This window comes from Terrabacter sp. 01T434 (genome assembly GCF_056398545.1).
In genome coordinates, this window is record NZ_JBFTPP010000001.1 from 590,376 (window position 1) to 610,064 (window position 19,689).

The window sequence follows — 19,689 nt, forward strand, 5'->3', positions numbered from 1 at the left end:
GGCAGAGTGTGACCATGTCTGACCGCCTGACCTCGCTCGACGCGTCGTTCCTCTACCTCGAGGAGTCGACCACGGCGATGCACGTCGGGTCGGTCATGGTGTTCCAGCCGCCGCGCGAAGGCTTCGACTACGACCAGCTCGTCCGGATCATCGAGAGCCGCATCGGGGCGATCCCGCGCTTCCGGCAGAAGGTCCTCGACGTCCCGGGCCGCATCGCCAACCCGGTGTGGGTCGACGACGAGGCATTCGACCTGGGCTACCACGTGCGCCGGGCGGGCCTGCCGCGTCCGGGCAGCGACCGGCAGCTGCAGGACTTCGTCGCCCGGGTCCAGCCGCGCAAGCTCGACCGCACCCGTCCGCTGTGGGAGGTCTACCTCGTCGAGGGCCTGCACGACGGCCGGTTCGCGATCGTCACCAAGACGCACCACGCCCTCATCGACGGCGTCAACGCCCTGGACATCGCCCACGTCATCGTCGACGCCGTCAAGGGTGAGGACCTCGACGACGTCGTGGCGCCGTGGGAGCCGAGCCGGGCGCCGTCACCCGTCGAGCTGCTCACGGGCGCCGTCGTCGACGCGGTGCGGCGTCCGACCCAGGTCCTCGACCTGGTCCGTGGAGGACTCAACGACGCCCTCAACGTCGGGTTGCGTGCCGCGGAGTCCGCCGGTCAGGTGCTCTCCACGGTGGCGCGCACGGCCGCCCGCCCGGCTCCCGACTCGCCCCTCAACGCCGAGATCGGCTCGGCCCGCCGGTGGGTCATGATCGCGACCGACCTCGACGACTACCGCCTCGTCCGCAAGCGCCTGGCCCGCGGGGCGTACGCCGAGGACGTGACGATCAACGACGTCGTCCTCGCGACGATCGCCGGCGGCTTCCGCACGTGGCTGCTCGGCCGTGGCGAGCCCGTGAGCCCGCACACCTCGGTGCGCGCCATGGTGCCCGTGAGCATCTACGGCGACGACCCCGCGGGGATGTACGCCAACCAGGTGATGGCGTGCGTCGTCAACCTCCCCGTCGGTGAGCCGGGGGCCTCGATGCGGCTGCACCAGATCGCCTTTGCCATGCGACAGCAGATGGAGGGCGGCCAGGCCGTCGGTGCCACGTCGCTGGCCAACCTCGCCGGGTTCGCGCCGCCGACCCTGCACGCCCTCGGCGCCCGGCTCGGCTCGGCGATGTCGCGCCGGCTCTACAACGTCATGATCACCAACGTGCCCGGCCCGCAGACCCCGCTCTACGCCGGCGACGCCGAGATGATCTCGACCTATCCCGTCACGCCGCTGGCCAAGGGGCAGGCACTCTCCATCGGCATCACGTCCTACAACGGGGGCGTCTACTTCGGCCTCAACGCCGACCGCGACGCGATGCCCGACGTCGACGTCCTCGGCCAGTGCATCGTCGAGTCGCTCGCCGAGCTGGCCAGCGGGAGGGAATCCTGATGCCGGTCGTGCGCGTCTACGTGCCGCTGGGTCGCACGGGCCTGGACGAGCTCGCCACCACGGGGTCGCTCGCTGCCGGTCCCGGCACCCCACGCACCGCGTATGCCGTGACGTCGGGGCTCGAGAAGGCCGCGCCGGGCCTCGACGTCGAGGACCTCGAGTACGCCGCCTTCAGCGATGCCGTCGAGGCTGCGGTCCGCCTGCGGTCGGCGCGCTCCGACCGCCGGGTCGTCGCGGCCGCGGACGCCGATCCCTCGTGGGTGTCGCCGAGCGACGGCGTGCCCGTGTCGAAGGTCGTGCTCACCGCACCGGTGCCGCTCTCACGGGTGGCTTCCTTCCACGTCGACGACGAGGTGACCGGCGGCGTCGACGAGGAGGCCGACGAGCTGCTCTGGTACGACGTGACCGAGCTCGACGACGTGCGATCCTTCTTCGGCTGAGAGCGGGCCCGACATGGCCGCGGACGAGGTGGTCGCCCTCTACGACGAGGCCGGCGAGGTGGTGGGGTCGGCACCGCGGTCGGTCATGCGGGCCCGCAACCTGCGCCACGCGGCGTCGTCGATCGTCGTGCGGGACCCGTTCGGCCGGATCTACCTGCACCGCCGAACGGAGACCAAGGACGTCTATCCGGGTCTGCTCGACTTCGCGGCCGGCGGCGTCGTCCTGGCGGGGGAGGACCCCGCCGCCGGCGCGGTGCGCGAGGTCGAGGAGGAGCTCGGCGTCGTCGGGGTCCCGCTCGAGCCGCTCGGTGTGGCGGACTACGCCGACGAGCACACGAGCTACCGAGCGGTGCGCTTCGTCGTCACGTGGGAGGGGCCGATCCGGTGGCAGCCCGAGGAGGTGTCGTGGGGCGAGTGGGTCACGCTCGAAGAGCTCGTGCGGCGCCTCGACGAGGAGGCCGAGACCCTGGTGCCCGACAGCGTCGCCGTGTGGTCGAAGACGCTGCGGTCGTGGCACGCGGACGGGGCCTGACGGGCGCCTGCCTTGTCCGACTCTTGTCACGACCGAACGATCGTGCTTTTATGGTCGACATGGGCAAGGGCGAGAGCACGAAGGTCGCGATCCTCGACGAGGCGACCGAGCTCGCCTCGCTCGTCGGGCTCGGTGGTCTGACGATCGGCACCCTGGCCGCGGCGACGAAGCTGAGCAAGAGCGGCCTCTACGCCCACTTCGCCTCGAAGGAGGCGTTGCAGGTGCAGGTGCTCCAGCACGCCCGTGACAAGTTCACCGACGTCGTCCTGCGGCCGACGGTGGCGGCGCCCCGGGGGGAGCCCCGGGTCCGTGCGTTCTTCGACCGCTGGATCACATGGCAGTCCACCGCGTTCGGCGGGGGGTGCATCTTCGTCGACGCGGCAAGTGAGTTCGACGACCAGGAGGGCCCCGTCCGTGACGCGCTCGTCCGCGCCGAGCGCGACAAGCTCGAGTCCCTGACCCTCATCGTCGGCACCGCTGTGAGCGAAGGTCACTTCCGCGACGACGTGGACCCCGAGCAGTTCGCCTACGAGCTCGAGGGCATCGTGCTCGCCCACCACCACGCCCGTCGGCTGATGCGCGACGGCACGGCCGAGGAGCGTGCACGCCGGGCGTTCGACCGGCTCGTCGACGACTGTCACCCCGCCGCGCTGTCGGCCTGACCCACGGCCTCGAGCGCGGATCGACCGTCGCCACCCACTCTGTGCACCAAGCTCACCCAGCCAGTCCCCACCCGCCCACCGCCGATGCAGGAGTTGTCATGGCACGGTTCTCATCACAGAAAAGCACGATCGTTCGGACTCTTAGCCGCAAGGCGTTCCAAGCCCTGGACCCCGTCTCGCCCGGCGTCGTCGCGCGTGTGGCCGAGGATCGCTGGTTCCGTCTGCCCGCGGCGCGCACCCGGGCCCTCGTGCCCGGCGCTGGCGTGGCTGTCCGGGAGTTGCTCGGATCGCCGTTCGACGTTCGGCTCCGCGGCCGCGCTGTCCGAGGATGGGCATGGGGCGAGGGACCGGTGGTCTACCTCGTGCACGGCTGGGGCGGGACGCTCGAGCAGCTGACGCCGCTCGTCGGGCCACTGCTCGACCGCGGGATGCAGGTGATCGCCTTCGACGGTCTCAGCCACGGCCGCTCGGACCCGGGCGTCCACGGTCCGGCTTCGAGTGACGCTGTCGAGCTCGGCCGGTCGCTCGACGCCGTCGCGACGCGCTTCGGCCCGGCGAGAGCCGTCGTCGCGCACTCGATGGGCGCCCTGAGCGCGCTCCTGGCGATCCGCGACGGCTGGCTCGCGGCCGAGCGTCTCGTGCTCGTCGCCCCGCCGAGCGGCATACCCGACCTGCTTGCCAGGCTGAGGAGCGAGCTGGGCCTGGGGGAGCGGACCATGCGACGACTGGTCGAGCGCGTCCGTGTCCGCACCGGCTACGTCCCCGACGAGCTCGACCTCGTGACGATCGCGTCCACCCTCGCGGAGCACGAGCGGCCGGAGCTGCTCATCGTCCACGACCTGCTCGACCGCGAGGTGCCGCACGGACCGTCCCGGCGTCTGCGGAGGTCCTGGCCGGGGGCCCAGCTGGTGTCGACGACCGGGCTGGGTCATCGGCGGGTGCTCGCCGACGCCGCGGTCGGGGGAGCGGTGGCACGGTTCGTCGACCGACTGCCCGTGGAGCCGAGCCTCCATGGCGAGGATCGACCGCAGCCCTTGACGTCAGAGGCAGGGTCCGACGAGGCCGTCGGCGGTGCCGGGTACCGCGCCGGGGCGGCCTGACCGTCCCACGTGCTGGTCCAGGGGACTCGCAGCCGGGCGATCCCTTGTTACGTTGCGCGGATGGACTTCACCGCTGACGAGTACGCCGCCCGCGATGCCGACCGCCTCCGGGAGATCCTCTCGGGGCCGCCTGTCACCTGGGTGTTCCTCGGCGACAGCATCACGCAGGGGGTCACCCACACGCACGGACACCGCGGCTACGTCGAGCACTTCGCCGAGCGCGTCCGCGGTGAGCTCGGACGACGCGGTGACACCGTCGTCAACTCCGGCGTGTCCGGCGCGACGACCGAGGACCTCCTGCCGGAGTTCCATTGGCGCGCAGGACGGTTCGCGCCCGATGTCGTCTTCGTGATGTTCGGCACCAACGACATGCTGGCCGGTGAGGACGGGGTCCGGGGCTTCCGTTACCGCCTCGACCAGATCGTCCAGCGCTCGCGCGACGTCGGCGCCACGGTCGTGCTCCAGACGCCCCCGGCGGTGCTCGAGGACGGTGGTCGCGGGCCCGGCCTCGTCGCCCTCTACGCCGAGGCGGTGCGCGAGGTCGGCCGCGATCTCGGTGTCCTCGTCGTCGACCACGCCGCCGCGTGGGACGCCGCTGCGACCGAGTCCGGTGACGACGTCGCCCCCGGCGGGTGGCTCGACGACACGTTCCACCCCGGCGCGCGTGGTCACCACGAGCTGACGCTCACGCTCCTGTCGGCGCTCGGCATCGCCGACGCGGACAGCCCCGTCTGCTCGCTCCAGGTCGACGACGCCGTGGGCGCCCGCGCCTGACGAACGGCCCACGAGGCGGCATACGACCCCCCGCCCCGTGGCGTGGCACGCCCCTGGCCCCGCCTCGGCTCCGGTCGTCTGGGGTCAGGGACCGGTCAGGGTCGGATCAGGGTGCTCCCCGGCAGCGCAGGAGACCCCGGACGCGCGACGATGGCGTCATGACACAACCGATCCCGAACCCGTACGGCCAGTCCCTCACACCGTCGAGCGAGGAACGCACGTGGGCCATCCTCGGCCACCTCGCCGCCATCGTCGCCGCCGTCATCTCCGTGGGCTGGCTCAGCTTCGTGGGCCCGCTGCTCATCTGGGCGATCTACAAGGACCGCAGCGCGTTCGTGCGCCAGGCCGCCGCAGGGTCCTTCAACTTCAACCTGGCCGTCTGGGCCGCCATCATCGTCGGCTGGGTCATGTTCTTCACCGTGATCCTCATCCCGGTCGCCATCATCGTGTGGATCGTCGCCGTCGTGGCAGGGCTGTGGTTCCACATCCGGGCCGCCCTGGCCGCCAACCGCGGTGAGTCCTTCCGCTACCCCTGGGGCATCCCGGTCCTGCACTGACGGCGTCAGCGGGACTGACGGGCACTGCGGTCGGCATGGAACGATGGGGTGGCTCCGCCCACSAGGCGGAGCCACCCCACCCGCCCCCATCGGGCGACCACCGTGCCAACCGCAGGAGAACTTGATGGACGCCGTGACCCACGTGCCCGCCCCGGCCAACGAGCCGGTGCTCGACTACGCGCCGGGCTCGCCCGAGCGAGCCGCGCTCGAGGTCGCCCTCGCCGAGCTGGGCGGGGCCCAGACCGAGCTACCGCACACGATCAACGGTGAGCGTGTCATCGGCACCGGCCGCCGGATCGCGGTCCGCCAGCCGCACGCCCACCGCAAGGTGCTGGGCACGATGCGCAACGCCACCGTCAAGGAGGGTCGCGCCGCCGTCGAGGCGGCCAAGGCCGCCGCCCCGATGTGGCGCGAGCTGTCCTTCGACGACCGCGCCGCCATCCTGCTCAAGGCTGCCGAGCTGCTCTCGGGACCGTGGCGCGCCCGCCTCAACGCAGCGACGATGCTCGGCCAGAGCAAGACGGCCTACCAGGCCGAGATCGACGCCGCGTGCGAGCTCATCGACTTCTGGCGGATCAACGTCCACTTCGCCCGGCAGATCCTCGAGCAGCAGCCCCCGCTCAACGCCAAGGGCATCTGGAACCGCTCGGACTACCGCTCGCTCGAGGGCTTCGTCTACGCGATCACGCCGTTCAACTTCACCGCCATCGCCGGCAACCTGCCGACCGCCCCGGCCCTCATGGGCAACACCGTCGTGTGGAAGCCGAGCCCGACGCAGCAGCTCGCGGCCCAGCTGACGATGGAGCTGCTCGAGGAGGCCGGCATGCCGCCCGGCGTCATCAACATGGTGACCGGCGACGGCATCAACGTCAGCAAGGCCGCCCTCGCCGACGAGGACCTCGCCGGCATCCACTTCACCGGCTCGACGCCGACGTTCAAGCACCTGTGGCACGAGGTGGGCACGAACCTCGAGCGCTACCGCACCTACCCGCGTCTCGTCGGCGAGACCGGCGGCAAGGACTTCATCCTCGCCCACCCGAGCGCCGACCCGGCCGTCCTGCGCACCGCGATGATCCGCGGCGCCTTCGAGTTCCAGGGCCAGAAGTGCTCGGCCGCCTCGCGTGCCTACGTGCCCGCCTCGGTCTGGAAGCAGATCAAGGGCGACCTCGTCGACATCACCAACTCCCTGACGCAAGGGGACGTGACCGACCTGTCGAACTTCATGGGCGCGGTCATCGACGACCGCGCCTTCGCCAAGCACAAGGACGCGATCGACCGGGCGCATGCGAGCCGTGGCATCGACGTCGTCGCGGGCGGCACCTACGACGACTCCGTCGGCTACTTCGTGCGCCCCACCGTCCTCGAGATCAAGGACGCGGCGGACGAGTCGTTCCGCACCGAGTACTTCGGGCCGATCCTGTCGGTGCACGTCTTCCCCGACGCGCAGTACGACACGGTGCTCGACCAGATGGAGCGCTTCGCGCCCTACGGTCTGACCGGCTCCATCGTCGCCCAGGACCGTCGGGTCATCGCCGACGCGACGAAGCGCCTGCGCTTCGCCGCCGGCAACTTCTACATCAACGACAAGCCGACCGGTGCGGTCGTCGGCCAGCAGCCCTTCGGTGGGGGCCGTGCCTCCGGCACCAACGACAAGGCCGGCGCCGCGCAGAACCTGCTCCGCTGGACGAGTGTCCGCTCCATCAAGGAGACGTTCGTCCCGCCGACCAACCACGCCTACCCGCACATGGGCTGAGTCCCCGAGGGCGTATGCCGCTGGGCCCGTCTCCGTCAGGAGGCGGGCCCAGCGTCGTGTCGGCGTGCGCCGCGAGGGGCGCGGCCCGGTGGGTCAGCCGCGTGGGTCAGGCCCGCTCGGACAGCCAGGCGTTACCGGTGCGCTGCTCGCTGCGGATCGCGTCGACGACGGCCGGGGCCGCAGCCTTCTCGACCTTGCCGCCGAAGAGCGGGATCGAGGCCTTGAGGTCGCCGTCGATGGTGATCTGCGTGCCGCTGCCCGCTGCCGCGAGTCGGACCGCCCCGCGCATGGCGACCGGGGCGCCGGCCACCTCGACCGTGAGGCTGCCCGAGCGCGACCCGTCGGCAGTGGCTGCGCCCCAGTCGTAGGTCTCCGTCACCGACAGGTTGGGGCCCACGATGGACTTCGCGAAGTCCGGCAAGTCGTCGGCAGGCAGGTCGCGCTTCGTGACGACGCGGGCGCCGTCGCCGGCGGGGCTGACCGAGGCCTCGTGGCGCTGCGCGCCGGCCTCGACGCACTTGCGCTCCTGGAAGGAACGGTCGGTGACCATGGCGTAGACGGTCTCGGGCGGGGCGGCATACGTGATCGTCTCGGAGATCTTCATGGCCGACACGCTATTGCACCGCGACCTGCACGATCAGGAGGTGTCCGCCGGCCGGGTCGGCGTCCGCTCAGGGGCCGGAGCGGGCTCGGTCAGACAGGGCTGCCAGCCTCGTTCCGGACGTCTCCAGCTCGCGGCGCAGCCGGGCGAGCTCGCGCGAGCGCCCGGCGGTCACGCGGTTGAGCAGCTCCTGGAGGCGCTCGCGTTCGGCCAGCCTCTCGGCGGGCTCGACCCGGCTCGGGCCCGAGCGCTCGACGACGAGCTGTCCGTCGATGACGAGGTCGCAGCGCGTGAGCGCCGGCTCGAGGGCGCGGACACGGGCTGTCGACTCCACGGCGGTGGTGGTCCACGACTGGAGCAGGGCTCCGACGAGGTCGAGCTCGGTGGCGGCACGTGTCACGAGGTCGCGCTCGCGTCCGGTGGGGTCTGGCGAGCCGGTGCGTCCCACGCGCCTCGCGGCCGCGTCGAGGTCGACGACGAGGTCGGCCAGCCGGGCCGCTTGCGTGCGCAGGGCGCCACCGAGAGCCGAGGTCGACCCGGCGTCCCCGGCCGAGAGGCTCACCGCGGACCACCCGCCCGGGTGGCCGATCCCCGTGTGCCCGAGACGAACCCGTCGTCGTCCGCGGAGTGGCTGCGCATCGATCCGAGCTCGAGGAGACGTTCCTCGAGCGCCTCCGACAGGGCCCGCAGGGTGTCGGCCGCCTGCTCGACCCACGCGTCGAGGGCACGCTGCGTGGGCAGGTCGCCGAGGTCGGGCAGGTGCGTCAGGAGGTCGTCGGACATCGTCCGCGTCGTGGAGCGGGCGGTCACCAGCGCCCGGAGGGTCGCTGGGTCCGCAGCGCCCGCCGGGCTCCCCTCGGTCATGGCACCACTCTAGGGACTGTGCCCTCCGTCACCTCGGAGTTCTCCACCGGGAGCCGGCCCCGTGTCCGGCGGGCCGGTTCTGGCGCACGGTCGGTCGGGGATAGGCTCACATCGTGAGATGCGGGGCACAGCGACGTGTCGCCGCACGGGCCGCACGGTGAGGAATCCGACTACCGCATGTCAGCGTCACTCGAACAGTCTCGAATCGACGTCATGAAGGCCGCAGCCGCGGCCGTGGCGCCTCCGCCTCGACGGGGACGGGGCCGATCCGGCGGGAACGGCCCCGGCGACATGGAGGAGTTCCTCCGCGCCTACTACCGTCTCGTCGCGACCGAGGACCTGCTGGCTCGCCCGGCGCGTGAGCTCGCGACGATCGCCACCGAGCATCGTGCCTTCGCCCAGCAGCGTCCGGTCGGCACCTTCAACGTGCGGGTCTTCAACCCGACGGCCGAGGACGAGGGGTGGTCGACGAGCCACTCCGTCGTGCAGATCGTCGTCGACGACATGCCCTTCCTCGTCGACTCCGTCGTGGCGGCCCTGGGCGGCTTCGACCGGGGCGTGCACCTCATCGTCCACCCGCAGATGACGGTGGCCCGCGACATCACCGGAGCGCTCCGGTCGGTCGTCACCGACGGGTCCACCACGGTCCAGTCGAGCTCGGTGGGGCTCGTCCGCGAGTCCTGGATGCACCTCGAGATCGACCGGCTGCCGGGCGACGCGCTGCCCGATGTCGAGGCCCACGTGCGCCACGTCCTCGAGAACGTCCGCGACTCGGTCGAGGACTGGCCCAAGATGCGGGCCCACGCGCTCACCATCGCGAGCGAGCTGCGTTCGGCGACACCGCCCGGCACCGACCCGCACCATGCGCGGGAGGCCGGCCGCTTCCTCGAGTGGCTCGCCCACAACAACTTCACCTTCCTCGGCTACCGGGAGTACTCCCTCACGCACGAGGACGGCAAGGACGTCTCGCGACAGGTCCCCGGCACGGGGCTCGGCCTGCTGCGCTACGACCGGCCTTCTGCCGGAAAGGGACTGGTGCTCACGCCGGCTGCCAGCCGGGCCGCTCGCGACTCCACCATCCTCATCATCACCAAGGCCAACTCGCGCGCGACGGTCCACCGCGACGTCTACCTCGACTACATCTCGATCAAGCGGTTCGACGCCCGCGGTGAGTGCGTGGGCGAGCAGCGCTTCCTCGGCCTCTACGCCTCGGCGGCCTACAACGACACGATCCACGACATCCCGCTGCTCGACGTGCGCGCCCAGGAGGTGCTCCGCCTGACCGGCCTCAGCGCCGACAGCCACTCGGGCAAGGACATCCTCCAGATCCTCGAGACCTACCCGCGCGACGAGCTCTTCCAGACGAGCTCGGCGCAGCTCGCCGAGATCGCGACGAGCGTGCTGCACCTGCAGGAGCGCCGCAAGACCAAGCTCTTCCTGCGCCGCGACGAGTTCGGCCGTTTCGTCTCGTGCCTCGTCTACCTCCCGCGCGACCGCTACAACACGACCGTGCGGCTGCGCATCGAGGCCATCCTGCTCGAGGCCTTCGGCGGCGAGAACATCGACAACACGACGCGCGTCAGCGAGTCCACGCTCGCCCGCCTGCACTTCGTCGTGCGTATGCCGACGGGCGCCGACATCCCCGACGTGGACGAGGCGGCCCTCGAGCAGCGCGTCATCGACGCGACCCGCACCTGGGACGAGGACCTCTCCGACGCGCTCGGCGAGGCGCGGGGCCTCGAGGGAGCGGCGCGGACGATGGCGGCCTACGCGAAGGCCCTGCCCGAGGCGTACAAGGAGGACTTCGACATCGCGACGGCGGTCGACGACCTCGACCGCATCGACGCGCTGGGCGAGGGCGACCGCACGACCGGGCTGCACCTCTACGACGATCCCGCGTCCGACGACCCGCGCGAGCGGCGCTTCAAGCTCTACCGACGCGCCGACCTGTCACTGACCCAGGTGCTGCCCCTCTTCACGCACCTCGGCGTCGAGGTCACCGACGAACGCCCCTACGAGGTGCCCGGTCCCGACGGTCGCACCCTGCACATCTTCGACTTCGGCCTGTGTGCCGACGCGCAGACGTGGGGCTCCGGTGACGCTGCCCTCGCGAGCGACGTCCGTGAGCGCTTCGAGGAGGCCTTCCGCGCAGTCTGGGACGGCCGTGCCGAGTCCGACGGCTTCAACGCCCTCGTGCTCGCGGCCGGGCTCACCTGGCGCCAGGTCGTCATCCTGCGCACCGTCGCGAAGTACCTCCGCCAGACCGGCTCGACCTTCTCGCAGGACTACGTCGAGTCGGCCCTCGCCGCCAACACCGGGATCGCCCGCAGCCTCGTCGAGCTCTTCGAGGCGCGCTTCGACCCCGACGCGTTCCCCGACACCGCCGCGGGCCGCGACAAGCGAGCGTCGCGCCAGAAGCACATCGTCACGGGCCTCAAGGAGGCGCTCGACGACGTCGCGAGTTTGGACCACGACCGCATCGTCCGAGGGCTGCTCGGCGTCATCCAGGCGAGCCTGCGCACGAACTTCTACCAGCCCGACGAGAACGGCCACGACAAGGCGTACGTCTCGCTCAAGCTCAACCCCAAGAAGGTGCCCGACCTGCCGGCGCCGCGACCGATGTACGAGATCTGGGTCTACAGCCCCCGCGTCGAGGGCGTGCACCTTCGGTTCGGCAAGGTCGCCCGCGGTGGCCTGCGCTGGTCCGACCGGCGCGAGGACTTCCGCACCGAGGTCCTCGGGCTCGTCAAGGCCCAGATGGTCAAGAACGCCGTCATCGTGCCGACGGGCAGCAAGGGCGGCTTCTACGCCAAGCAGCTGCCCGACCCGGCCGTCGACCGCGCCGCCTGGATGGACGAGGGCATCGCGTCCTACAAGCTCTTCATCTCCGGGCTCCTCGACCTCACCGACAACCTCGTGTCGGGCCACGCCGTCCCGCCCAACCGGGTCGTGCGCCACGACGAGGACGACACGTACCTCGTCGTCGCCGCGGACAAGGGCACGGCGAAGTTCTCCGACATCGCCAACGGCCTGTCGAGCGACTACGGCTTCTGGCTCGACGACGCCTTCGCGTCCGGCGGCTCGGCCGGCTACGACCACAAGGGCATGGGCATCACCGCCCGCGGCGCCTGGGAGTCGGTCAAGCGCCACTTCCGCGAGCTCGGTCTCGACACGCAGACCCAGGAGTTCACGGTCGTCGGCGTCGGGGACATGAGCGGCGACGTCTTCGGCAATGGCATGCTCCTGTCCGAGCACATCCGCCTCGTCGCGGCCTTCGACCACCGCCACATCTTCGTCGACCCCACCCCCGACGCTGCCACGTCGTATGCCGAGCGCCGGCGGATGTTCGACCTGCCGGGGTCGTCCTGGGCCGACTACGACGAGACGCTCATCAGCCAGGGCGGTGGCATCTTCCCGCGGTCGGCCAAGTCCGTCCCCGTCAGCCCCCAGATGGTCGCGGCCCTCGGCCTGCGCGCCGGCACGAAGTCGATGACGCCTGCCGACCTGATGAAGGCGATCCTCCTCGCCCCGGTCGACCTGCTCTGGAACGGCGGCATCGGCACCTACGTCAAGGCCGCCGGCGAGACCAACTCCGAGATCGGCGACCGCGCCAACGACTCCATCCGCGTCAACGGCAGGGACCTGCGCTGCAAGGTCGTCGGCGAGGGCGGCAACCTCGGGGCGAGCCAGCTCGGCCGGATCGAGGCGGCGCTCGCGGGCGTGCGCATCAACACCGACGCCATCGACAACAGCGCCGGCGTCGACACCTCCGACCACGAGGTCAACATCAAGATCCTGCTCACCGAGCTGACCCGCTCGGGCGAGTTGACGACGAAGCGCCGCAACGCCCTCCTCGCCTCGATGACCGACGAGGTCGCCGAGCAGGTGCTGCGCGACAACTACGAGCAGAACGTCCTGCTCGGCAACGCGCGCGCGCAGCAGCACGGGATGCTCGGCGTCCACGAGCGGCTCATCCAGTTCCTCGAGGCTGAGGGTGACCTCGACCGCTCGCTCGAGTTCCTTCCGAGCGACGCCGAGATCGCGCGCCGTCAGAAGGAAGGACTCGGGCTGACCTCGCCGGAGTTCTCGGTGCTCGTCGCCTACGCGAAGCTCTTCCTCAAGAACCAGCTCATCACGACGTCGCTGCCCGACGACCCCTGGTTCGCGGCGACACTGGCCGAGTACTTCCCGAAGCCGTTGCGCACCAAGTACGCCGCCGAGATCGCGGCGCACCCGCTGCGTCGGGAGATCATCACCAACGCCGTGGCGAACTCGATGGTCAACCGTGGCGGCATCACCTTCGCATACCGGGCCGGCGAGGAGACGGGCGCGTCCCCCGAACAGGTCGCCCGCGCGTACGTCGTCTGTCGTGAGGTGTTCGACCTCGCCGGCTTCGTGCGCCGCGTGGAGGCCACCGACAACGTCGTCAGCACCGCGGCGCAGACGGCGCTCTACCTGGAGTTCCGTCGGCTCATCGACCGCTCGGTGCGCTGGTTCCTCACTTCACGTCCCGCCTCGCTCGACATCGCGGCAGAGGTGGCGCGCTTCCGCCCCGGCATCGAGGCGTTCTCCGGTCGCATCGGTGAGCTGCTCCAGGGCAGCGAGCGGACCCGTCTGCAGCGCCGTGCCCGAGAGCTCGAGGGCAAGGGTGTCCCCGAGGAGCTGTCGCTCGGGGCGGCGTCCCTGCTCGACCTCTACTCCTTGCTCGACTGCATCGAGATCGCGGAGGACACGGGGGAGAAGCTCGACGACGTCGTCGGGGTCTACTTCCTGACCTCCGAGACGTTCTCGATCGATGCGATGCTGACGCGGGTCACGATGCTGCCCCGCGACGACCGGTGGGACGCCATGGCCCGCGGCGCGCTGCGCGACGACCTCTATGCGGTGCTCGAGACCCTGACGCGCTCGGTGCTCGAGGTCAGCAACGCACGCCACGACGCCGCGACCCGGCTCGCCGAGTGGTCCGACCTCAACGCCGACGCGCTCGGTCGGGCGAAGGGGGCGCTCGGGGGGATCGAGCGGATGAGCCACGCCGGCATCGCCGCACTCTCGGTCGCCCTGCGCACGCTGCGTACCGTGACGAAGCCGGCGGCCTCCGGCCTGGCGTCCCCGGTCGAGGTGGCATCGGCCACCGGCGACGAGGCTCCCATGACGAAGGCCGCCGCGAAGAAGAAGGCGCCGGCCACGGCCGGGACGCCGACGAAGGCTGCGGCCGCGAAGTCGGCAACCCGGAAGGCGGCGCCCCGGAAGGCGACCACGAAGGTGGCAACCAAGAAGGCGCCATCGAAGAAGGCGGCGCCCAAGAAGTCGGCCTAGACGTCCACCCGCCGTCCGGCCCGGGGTGCGGGCCGGACGCCGCGGTGTGGCTCACTAGGCTCGAGGCGTGGCAACCCTGAGCGAGCTCCTCCGCGGGCGCACGACCCTGCCCGACCACGACGTGGAGTGGCTGCACCTGCTCGTCGGTGACTGGCAGCTCGTCGCCGACCTCTCGTTCGCCGACCTCGTCCTGTGGGTCCGGTCCACCAGCGAGCAATGGGAAGCCGTCGCCCACGTCCGCCCGACGACCGGCCAGCTCGTCTTCGTCGACGACCAGGTCGGCCGGGTGGCGGATCCCGGGCGCACGCGCGACCTGCTCGACGAGGCCGCCGCCGAGCAGCGCATCCTGCGCGTGCGTCAGGTCGTCGTGCCCCATGAGCAGGGCCCGGACCAGGCGGTTCGCGAGGAGTACATCCCGGTGGTTCGCGGTGGCCACGTCGTCGCGGTGATGACGCGTCACACCAACCTGTGGACAACCCGCACGCCGAGTCGTCTGGAGCTGACCTACCTCGCCACGGCCGATGCCCTCTGCCGGATGGTGACGGGGGGGGAGTACCCGCACGGGGGAGCCCCGACGGGTCTGCGCCGTGGTGCGCCGCGCGTCGGTGACGGCGTCATCCGCCTCGATGTCGACGGGATCGTGACGTACGCGAGCCCGAATGCCGTCTCGGCCCTCCACCGCCTCGGGCACCTCGGTGAGGTGGTGGGGGCGAGCCTGGCGCAGATCGTCACCGACAACCTCCGCGAGTCCTTCCCGGTCGACGAGGGGCTGCCGCTCGTCGTGACCGGTCGCCAACCCTGGCGCACCGAGGTCGTCGCAGCCGGGACCACCGTCTCGATGCGGGCGATCCCCCTCACGGAGGCCGGCCAGCGGTTCGGCGCCATCGTGCTGCTGCGTGACGTCGGCGAGCTGCGGCGTCGTGAGCGCGAGCTCCTGACCAAGGACGCGACGATCCGCGAGATCCACCACCGCGTCAAGAACAACCTCCAGTCGGTGGCTGCCCTGCTGCGCCTGCAGTCACGTCGGCTTCCCGACGGCGAGGCCAAGGCTGCGCTCGCCGAGGCCGAGCGCCGGGTCGGGACGATCGCCATGGTCCACGACCAGCTGAGCCAGGGCTTCGACGAGACCGTCGACTTCGACACGATCGCACAGCGTGGGCTCAATGCCGTCGTCGAGGTCTCGGCCAACGGGGCCCCGGTCCACACCGTCACGCAGGGCTCGTTCGGGAGGCTGCGGGCCGAGGACGCGACGTCTCTCGCGATGATCATGAGCGAGCTCGTCCAGAACGCCATCGAGCACGGTCTCGGCGCCGCCGGGGGAGAGGTCCGGATCGGCATCGAGCGCGCGGCGGACGACCGGGGTCAGCCGACGGTCGTCGTCTCGGTCGAGGACGACGGCAAGGGCATCGACCCGGCCCGCCGGCCGGGCTCGGGACTGGGGACCCAGATCGTCCAGTCGCTCGTCGGCGACCTCCAGGGCCGCATCACGTGGGAGCCCGTCGTCCCGCACGGCACCCGGGCCCGGTTCACCGCGCGACTGCGCCCCATCAGCTGACGCGGTGCCGGACGGCCCCCACCCAAGGGCAACCAGACGGCATACGCGGGCACCCAAAAGCCCGGCGACCGTGACGGTCACCGGGCTCGCGGACGGTGGTCGAGCGGGGCCTCTGGGGCCTCGTTAGGGGCTCAGCCGGCGCGACGGGCCCGCGCGTTGCGGCGCTTCAGGGCTCGGCGTTCGTCCTCGGAGAGGCCGCCCCACACGCCGGCATCCTGGCCGGTCTCGAGGGCCCACTTGAGGCAGGTGTCGATGACCGAACAGGTCCGGCACACAGCCTTCGCCTCCTCGATCTGCAGGATGGCCGGGCCGGTGTTCCCGATGGGGAAGAACAGCTCCGGATCGGCCTCCAGGCAGGCAGCGCGGTCGCGCCAATCCATGTGGCGTGCTCCTTCATGTATGTCGGTTCGGCACCGACGTCCGGGTGTCGGTCGCGGTGCATGTGCTCGGGGCGCCAGCGTCGTTGTCGGAGCCAAGTCATGGTGTCGTCAGGTCACAGGGGATGACTCCCTGACCAACGGAAACGCGCACGAAGATGTTCCGTACGCGTTGCGGGCCATGATCCAGTGTGACCAGCAACCATGTCCGTGTTCAACGCCTAGGCCGCGGATCACACCAAGGATTGAGTCTATCGGCAGTCGGCTCCCAGTTCCATACCTCAGGGCCGCGGGTGGCGCCGAACCCCGGCCCAGACGCCCCTCGCGGCGCGATCGATAGGCTGAGGACGTGACCGAATCGACGTCCCCGGCAAGCACCGTGCGCGGATCCCACCGTGCGGCAGGGCTGCTCACGCTGGTCGAGGCCGTGGCCGTCCTGGGCTTCGCCCTCTTCTACGTCTACGAGATGGTGACGGGCGCCACAGACGACCTGGCCCGTGCAGCCACCTCCGGCGTGCTCATCCTCGTCTTCGGCCTCGGACTGCTCGCCCTGGCTCGGGGCTGGGCGCGTGCGGCGGACTGGCCGCGGACCCCCACGGTGCTCTGGAACGCGCTCCTGCTGCCCGTGGCGTGGTCGCTGCACGAGTCCGACCGCACCCCGCTCGCGCTCGCGGTGGGAGTCATCGCGGTGGCGAGCATCGCCGCTGCCGTGTCAGCTCCCGGCCGCCGTGGCCACGGGGACGGCAGTGGGGACAGCAGTGGGGACGGCAGTGGGGACGGAGACGGTCGTCACGGGGGAGGGGCTCCCGCCTGATCCGGGGACGGCTGCCCCCGAGGCGGTCACCCGGCCGCCTCCGCGCCCCTGGCCGAGCGGAAGGCGTCCACGGCATCCTCCACGGAGTCGAAGACGACATTCGCCGGGAGCTCGTCCAGCACGCCGAGGGTCGACAAGGTCGCGCGCAGGTTCGGGTCCGCCGCGGCCAGGGCGAAGGTCGCGCCGCGGGTCTGGACGAACTTCACCAGGTCCCTGAGGGCGGCCCCGGCGGAGAAGTCGACGTCCGGGATCGACGAGCAGTCCAGGATCAACCACCACACCGGATCGGGCGCACTCGAGATGAGCTTCTGCACGTTCTCGGAGAACTGGTTCGCGTTGGCGTAGAACAGATCCGCGTCGAAGCGGAACACGAGGAGGCCGGGTGAGCTCTGCATGCCGGGCTCGGCGCGCGCATACGTCTCCTTGCCGTCCCGGGTGACACTGACCACGAACTGGTGGGGCCGGTACTGGCGCCGGACCATCTCGACGAGAGACAGCACGACGGCGAGGACGATGCCCTGCTCCACGCCGACGGCGAAGACGGTGACGGCGGTGATGACCGCAACGTAGAACTCGCTGCGTCGGGCGGCCCAGACGCGGCGGAGACCGGCTACGTCGACGAGGTCGACGCCGATGAGGAAGACGATGGCCCCCAGCACCGCTTTGGGCATGTCGGTGAGGGCACCGGTGAGGAAGAGCAGGACTACGAGGACGACGACCGCCATCGTCATGTTGGCGACCTGCGACTTGCCGTGCTGGCCGTCGAGGATCTGGGTCTTGGTGGGGCTCCCGTTGACGACGAAGGTGCCGGTGAGGCCCGCCGCGACGTTCGCGCCGCTCAGCCCGACGAGGTCCTGGTTGACGTCGACTTGCTCGCCGTGCCGCGACGCGAAGCTCCGCGACGTGGCCGCGCTCTGGGCGATGATGAGCACGAAGCATGAGAAGGCAACCCCTGCGAGAACGGGGATGTCGGACCAGCCGACGCCCTGGGGCAGCCCGATCGGCGGGAAGCCACCCTGAACGGTCCCGACGACCGCCACCCCGTGAGTGGACATCTGCAGCGACGCCGACACGATGATCGACAGCACCACGGCCACGATGGCGCCCGGCACCGCCCGTGCGAACCTCCTGAATCCCAGGATCAGCGCCAGGGTGCCGATCGCGAACGCGAGGGTCGGCAGGCTCGTTCCGCCGAGATGGGTCAGCGTGTACCACTGCTGCTCGAACCAGTTCCCGCTGCCCTTCGAGATGCCCAGCATGTCCGGGATCTGTCCGGTGAACACCTGGATGCCGACGCCGGTGAGGAAGCCGATGAGCACCGACGCGGACAGGAAGTCTCCCAGGAACCCCAGGCGCAGCAGCCGGGCGAGGAGGAGGAGCGCTCCGCAGACGAGCGCCGTGAGGGACGTCAGGGCCAGCCACTGCGGTGTGTCAGGTACCAGACCGGCGATCCCCATCGCGGCCAGGCCCGAGGCGAGGATCGCAGCCGTCGCCGAGTCGGCTCCGACCACCAGGAGCCTCGAGGAGCCCAGCAGGGCGAAGGCCAGGGCGGGGAACAGGATCGTGTAGAGACCGGTGACCACGGGCACCCGGGCGATGGACGTGTAGCCCATCGTCTCCGGGATCGCGACGGCAGCCAGTGTCACGCCGGCCAGGACGTCGGACCGGAGCCACGTCATCCGGTACGCGCGCAGCGCCGGAGGTACGGGGATCACCGCCATCGGCACCGCCTTCATCGTCGGCGGCAGTCTGCCCAGAACCAGTAGGCATCGTGGCAGCACGGAGAGTCGCCACCCGTGGAGGGTGAAGTGCGAGGTGTCCTCATGACCGCGGACGCCTCAGCCGAGGTGGCGGCGGGCGGCCGAGCCGGACGGCGTCAGCTGAGGGAGAGCCAGTCGTTCCAGCCGTTGTGGAGCACGAGCCAGGCGATGAGGCCGTAGCCCGCCTGTCCCGGGTGCGCCCGGTCGGGGCTCGCCGCGAGGTCGGCCATCCACTGGTCATGGGTGGCCAGCGGGCGGTAGCAGTCGACATAGGTGATGCCCCGGCGTGAGCAGACGTCGGCCTGCGCCTCGGCCAAGGCCTCGATCTTGCGGTTCATCTCGGCGTCGAGGGTCGGTGTCAGCCCGACGACGAAGACGCCGATGCCCGCGTTGGTCGCCTCGTCGAGGACGTTGGCGAGGTTGAGCCGCGAGCGGGCCATCGTCATGCCCGTCAGCACGTCGTTGGTGCCCACGCTGAGCACGAGGCGGCGCTCCGAGCGCCCCTTCCAGCGAGGGTGGCACTCGGCGCCCCACCGCGCCACGACGTCGCCGGACGTGTCGCCGCGGACCCCGAGGTTGTAGGCCGTCAGGTCGAGGTCGGGGTGCTGCGTGCGGGCGACCACACGACCGACCCAGCCCAAGCCCTTGGGGTCGCCGTAGCCGGCCGTCAAGGAGCCGCCGATGAAGACCATGCCGACGTCGCGGACGCCCTCGGCGACCGTGAACTCGGCACTGGGCGTGTAGTAGGGGTCGTCCGCCGCGGCCGCGGACGTCGGTCCGTGCGAGGCAGTGGCAGGCGCACCCGGCGCCGCCGGCTCGGGAGCGGGTGCACCGGCATACCGCGCCGGGTTGTCGGTGGTGAACCGGGTGTGGGACGACGGGTAGGCCGGCCCCACGCCGTAGGGCTCCCTCGGCGCGTCGGTGTCCGTGTCGGCGGTGTCGCCTCGGTCGCTGCGGTCGCTCACGTGCTCAGTCCTCGTCGTCGTCCAGTCGGGCGAGCCACGTCGCGAGTCGCTCGACCGGCACCTCGAACTCGGGGTTGAGGTCGACGAACGTGCGCAGCTGCTCGGCAAGCCACTCGATGGTGACCTGCTCCTCGCCGCGCCGGGTCGCCAGCTCCTCGATGCCCCTGTCGGTGAAGTACACCT

At 71.1% G+C, this 19,689-nt stretch carries 18 protein-coding genes; 11 read left to right on the forward strand and 7 right to left on the reverse strand.

The window, feature by feature from the left end:
* Positions 1-14: 14 nt before the first annotated feature.
* The 8 genes from AC1DIW_RS02830 (at position 15) to pruA (ending at position 7,254) form a co-directional block, all read left to right on the forward strand.
* On the forward strand, positions 15-1,436 hold the full coding sequence (locus AC1DIW_RS02830) for a WS/DGAT/MGAT family O-acyltransferase (protein ID WP_478106383.1): 1,422 nt from the start codon (positions 15-17) through the stop codon (positions 1,434-1,436).
* Complete coding sequence (locus tag AC1DIW_RS02835; protein ID WP_478106384.1) at positions 1,436-1,876, forward strand: DUF6912 family protein; 441 nt, start codon at positions 1,436-1,438, stop codon at positions 1,874-1,876. Before AC1DIW_RS02830 ends, AC1DIW_RS02835 begins: the two co-directional genes overlap by 1 nt.
* A gap of 13 nt (positions 1,877-1,889) precedes the next feature.
* The gene (locus AC1DIW_RS02840; protein WP_478106385.1) at positions 1,890-2,408 is read left to right on the forward strand and encodes an NUDIX hydrolase; all 519 of its coding nucleotides are present in this window, start codon (positions 1,890-1,892) and stop codon (positions 2,406-2,408) included.
* Positions 2,409-2,458: 50 nt separating this feature from the next.
* A complete protein-coding gene (locus AC1DIW_RS02845) occupies positions 2,459-3,070 on the forward strand; it encodes a TetR/AcrR family transcriptional regulator (RefSeq protein WP_478106386.1) in 612 nt (203 codons plus the stop codon).
* 350 nt (positions 3,071-3,420) lie between these two features.
* On the forward strand, positions 3,421-4,170 hold the full coding sequence (locus tag AC1DIW_RS02850; RefSeq protein ID WP_478106387.1) for an alpha/beta hydrolase: 750 nt from the start codon (positions 3,421-3,423) through the stop codon (positions 4,168-4,170).
* A gap of 60 nt (positions 4,171-4,230) precedes the next feature.
* Positions 4,231-4,944, forward strand: a complete 714-nt coding sequence (locus AC1DIW_RS02855) for an SGNH/GDSL hydrolase family protein (protein WP_478106388.1) — start codon at positions 4,231-4,233, stop codon at positions 4,942-4,944.
* A gap of 158 nt (positions 4,945-5,102) precedes the next feature.
* Entirely contained in the window at positions 5,103-5,501 is a 399-nt protein-coding gene (locus AC1DIW_RS02860) for a DUF4870 domain-containing protein (RefSeq protein ID WP_478106389.1), read from the forward strand.
* A gap of 124 nt (positions 5,502-5,625) precedes the next feature.
* Positions 5,626-7,254 carry an L-glutamate gamma-semialdehyde dehydrogenase gene (pruA, locus tag AC1DIW_RS02865; protein ID WP_478106390.1) on the forward strand — a complete coding sequence of 543 codons (1,629 nt, stop codon included), beginning with the start codon at positions 5,626-5,628 and terminating at the stop codon, positions 7,252-7,254.
* Positions 7,255-7,360: 106 nt separating this feature from the next.
* Here the strand turns inward: pruA and AC1DIW_RS02870 are convergent, their stop codons facing one another.
* The 3 genes from AC1DIW_RS02870 to AC1DIW_RS02880 form a co-directional block, all read right to left on the reverse strand.
* The gene (locus AC1DIW_RS02870) at positions 7,361-7,858 is read right to left on the reverse strand and encodes a DUF2505 domain-containing protein (RefSeq protein ID WP_442280127.1); all 498 of its coding nucleotides are present in this window, start codon (positions 7,856-7,858) and stop codon (positions 7,361-7,363) included.
* 67 nt (positions 7,859-7,925) lie between these two features.
* Positions 7,926-8,417 (reverse strand): hypothetical protein, encoded by a 492-nt coding sequence (locus AC1DIW_RS02875; protein ID WP_478106391.1) that lies wholly within the window; start codon positions 8,415-8,417, stop codon positions 7,926-7,928.
* Positions 8,414-8,719 (reverse strand): hypothetical protein, encoded by a 306-nt coding sequence (locus AC1DIW_RS02880; protein ID WP_478106392.1) that lies wholly within the window; start codon positions 8,717-8,719, stop codon positions 8,414-8,416. Before AC1DIW_RS02880 ends, AC1DIW_RS02875 begins: the two co-directional genes overlap by 4 nt.
* A 213-nt stretch (positions 8,720-8,932) precedes the next feature.
* On the opposite strand from AC1DIW_RS02880, the gene AC1DIW_RS02885 reads away from it, so the two are divergent.
* The gene (locus AC1DIW_RS02885; protein WP_478106393.1) at positions 8,933-14,035 is read left to right on the forward strand and encodes an NAD-glutamate dehydrogenase; all 5,103 of its coding nucleotides are present in this window, start codon (positions 8,933-8,935) and stop codon (positions 14,033-14,035) included.
* Positions 14,036-14,102: 67 nt separating this feature from the next.
* Entirely contained in the window at positions 14,103-15,590 is a 1,488-nt protein-coding gene (locus tag AC1DIW_RS02890; RefSeq protein WP_442280131.1) for a sensor histidine kinase, read from the forward strand.
* A 131-nt stretch (positions 15,591-15,721) separates the two neighbouring features.
* Here the strand turns inward: AC1DIW_RS02890 and AC1DIW_RS02895 are convergent, their stop codons facing one another.
* Positions 15,722-15,970, reverse strand: coding sequence for a WhiB family transcriptional regulator (locus AC1DIW_RS02895; RefSeq protein ID WP_442280132.1), 249 nt, complete (start codon positions 15,968-15,970; stop codon positions 15,722-15,724).
* A gap of 346 nt (positions 15,971-16,316) precedes the next feature.
* Between AC1DIW_RS02895 and AC1DIW_RS02900 the strand changes: the two genes are divergently transcribed.
* Positions 16,317-16,781: a hypothetical protein gene (locus tag AC1DIW_RS02900; RefSeq protein WP_478106394.1), complete on the forward strand. Its 465-nt coding sequence runs from the start codon at positions 16,317-16,319 to the stop codon at positions 16,779-16,781.
* A gap of 26 nt (positions 16,782-16,807) precedes the next feature.
* On the opposite strand, the gene AC1DIW_RS02905 is transcribed toward AC1DIW_RS02900, so the two are convergent.
* The 3 genes from AC1DIW_RS02905 to AC1DIW_RS02915 form a co-directional block, all read right to left on the reverse strand.
* Positions 16,808-18,502 carry a SulP family inorganic anion transporter gene (locus tag AC1DIW_RS02905; protein ID WP_478106395.1) on the reverse strand — a complete coding sequence of 565 codons (1,695 nt, stop codon included), beginning with the start codon at positions 18,500-18,502 and terminating at the stop codon, positions 16,808-16,810.
* A gap of 155 nt (positions 18,503-18,657) precedes the next feature.
* Positions 18,658-19,506, reverse strand: a complete 849-nt coding sequence (locus AC1DIW_RS02910; RefSeq protein ID WP_442280135.1) for a GDSL-type esterase/lipase family protein — start codon at positions 19,504-19,506, stop codon at positions 18,658-18,660.
* Between the two features lie 4 nt (positions 19,507-19,510).
* Positions 19,511-19,687, reverse strand: a complete 177-nt coding sequence (locus tag AC1DIW_RS02915) for a DUF6104 family protein (protein WP_442280136.1) — start codon at positions 19,685-19,687, stop codon at positions 19,511-19,513.
* Between the last annotated feature and the right edge of the window lie 2 nt (positions 19,688-19,689).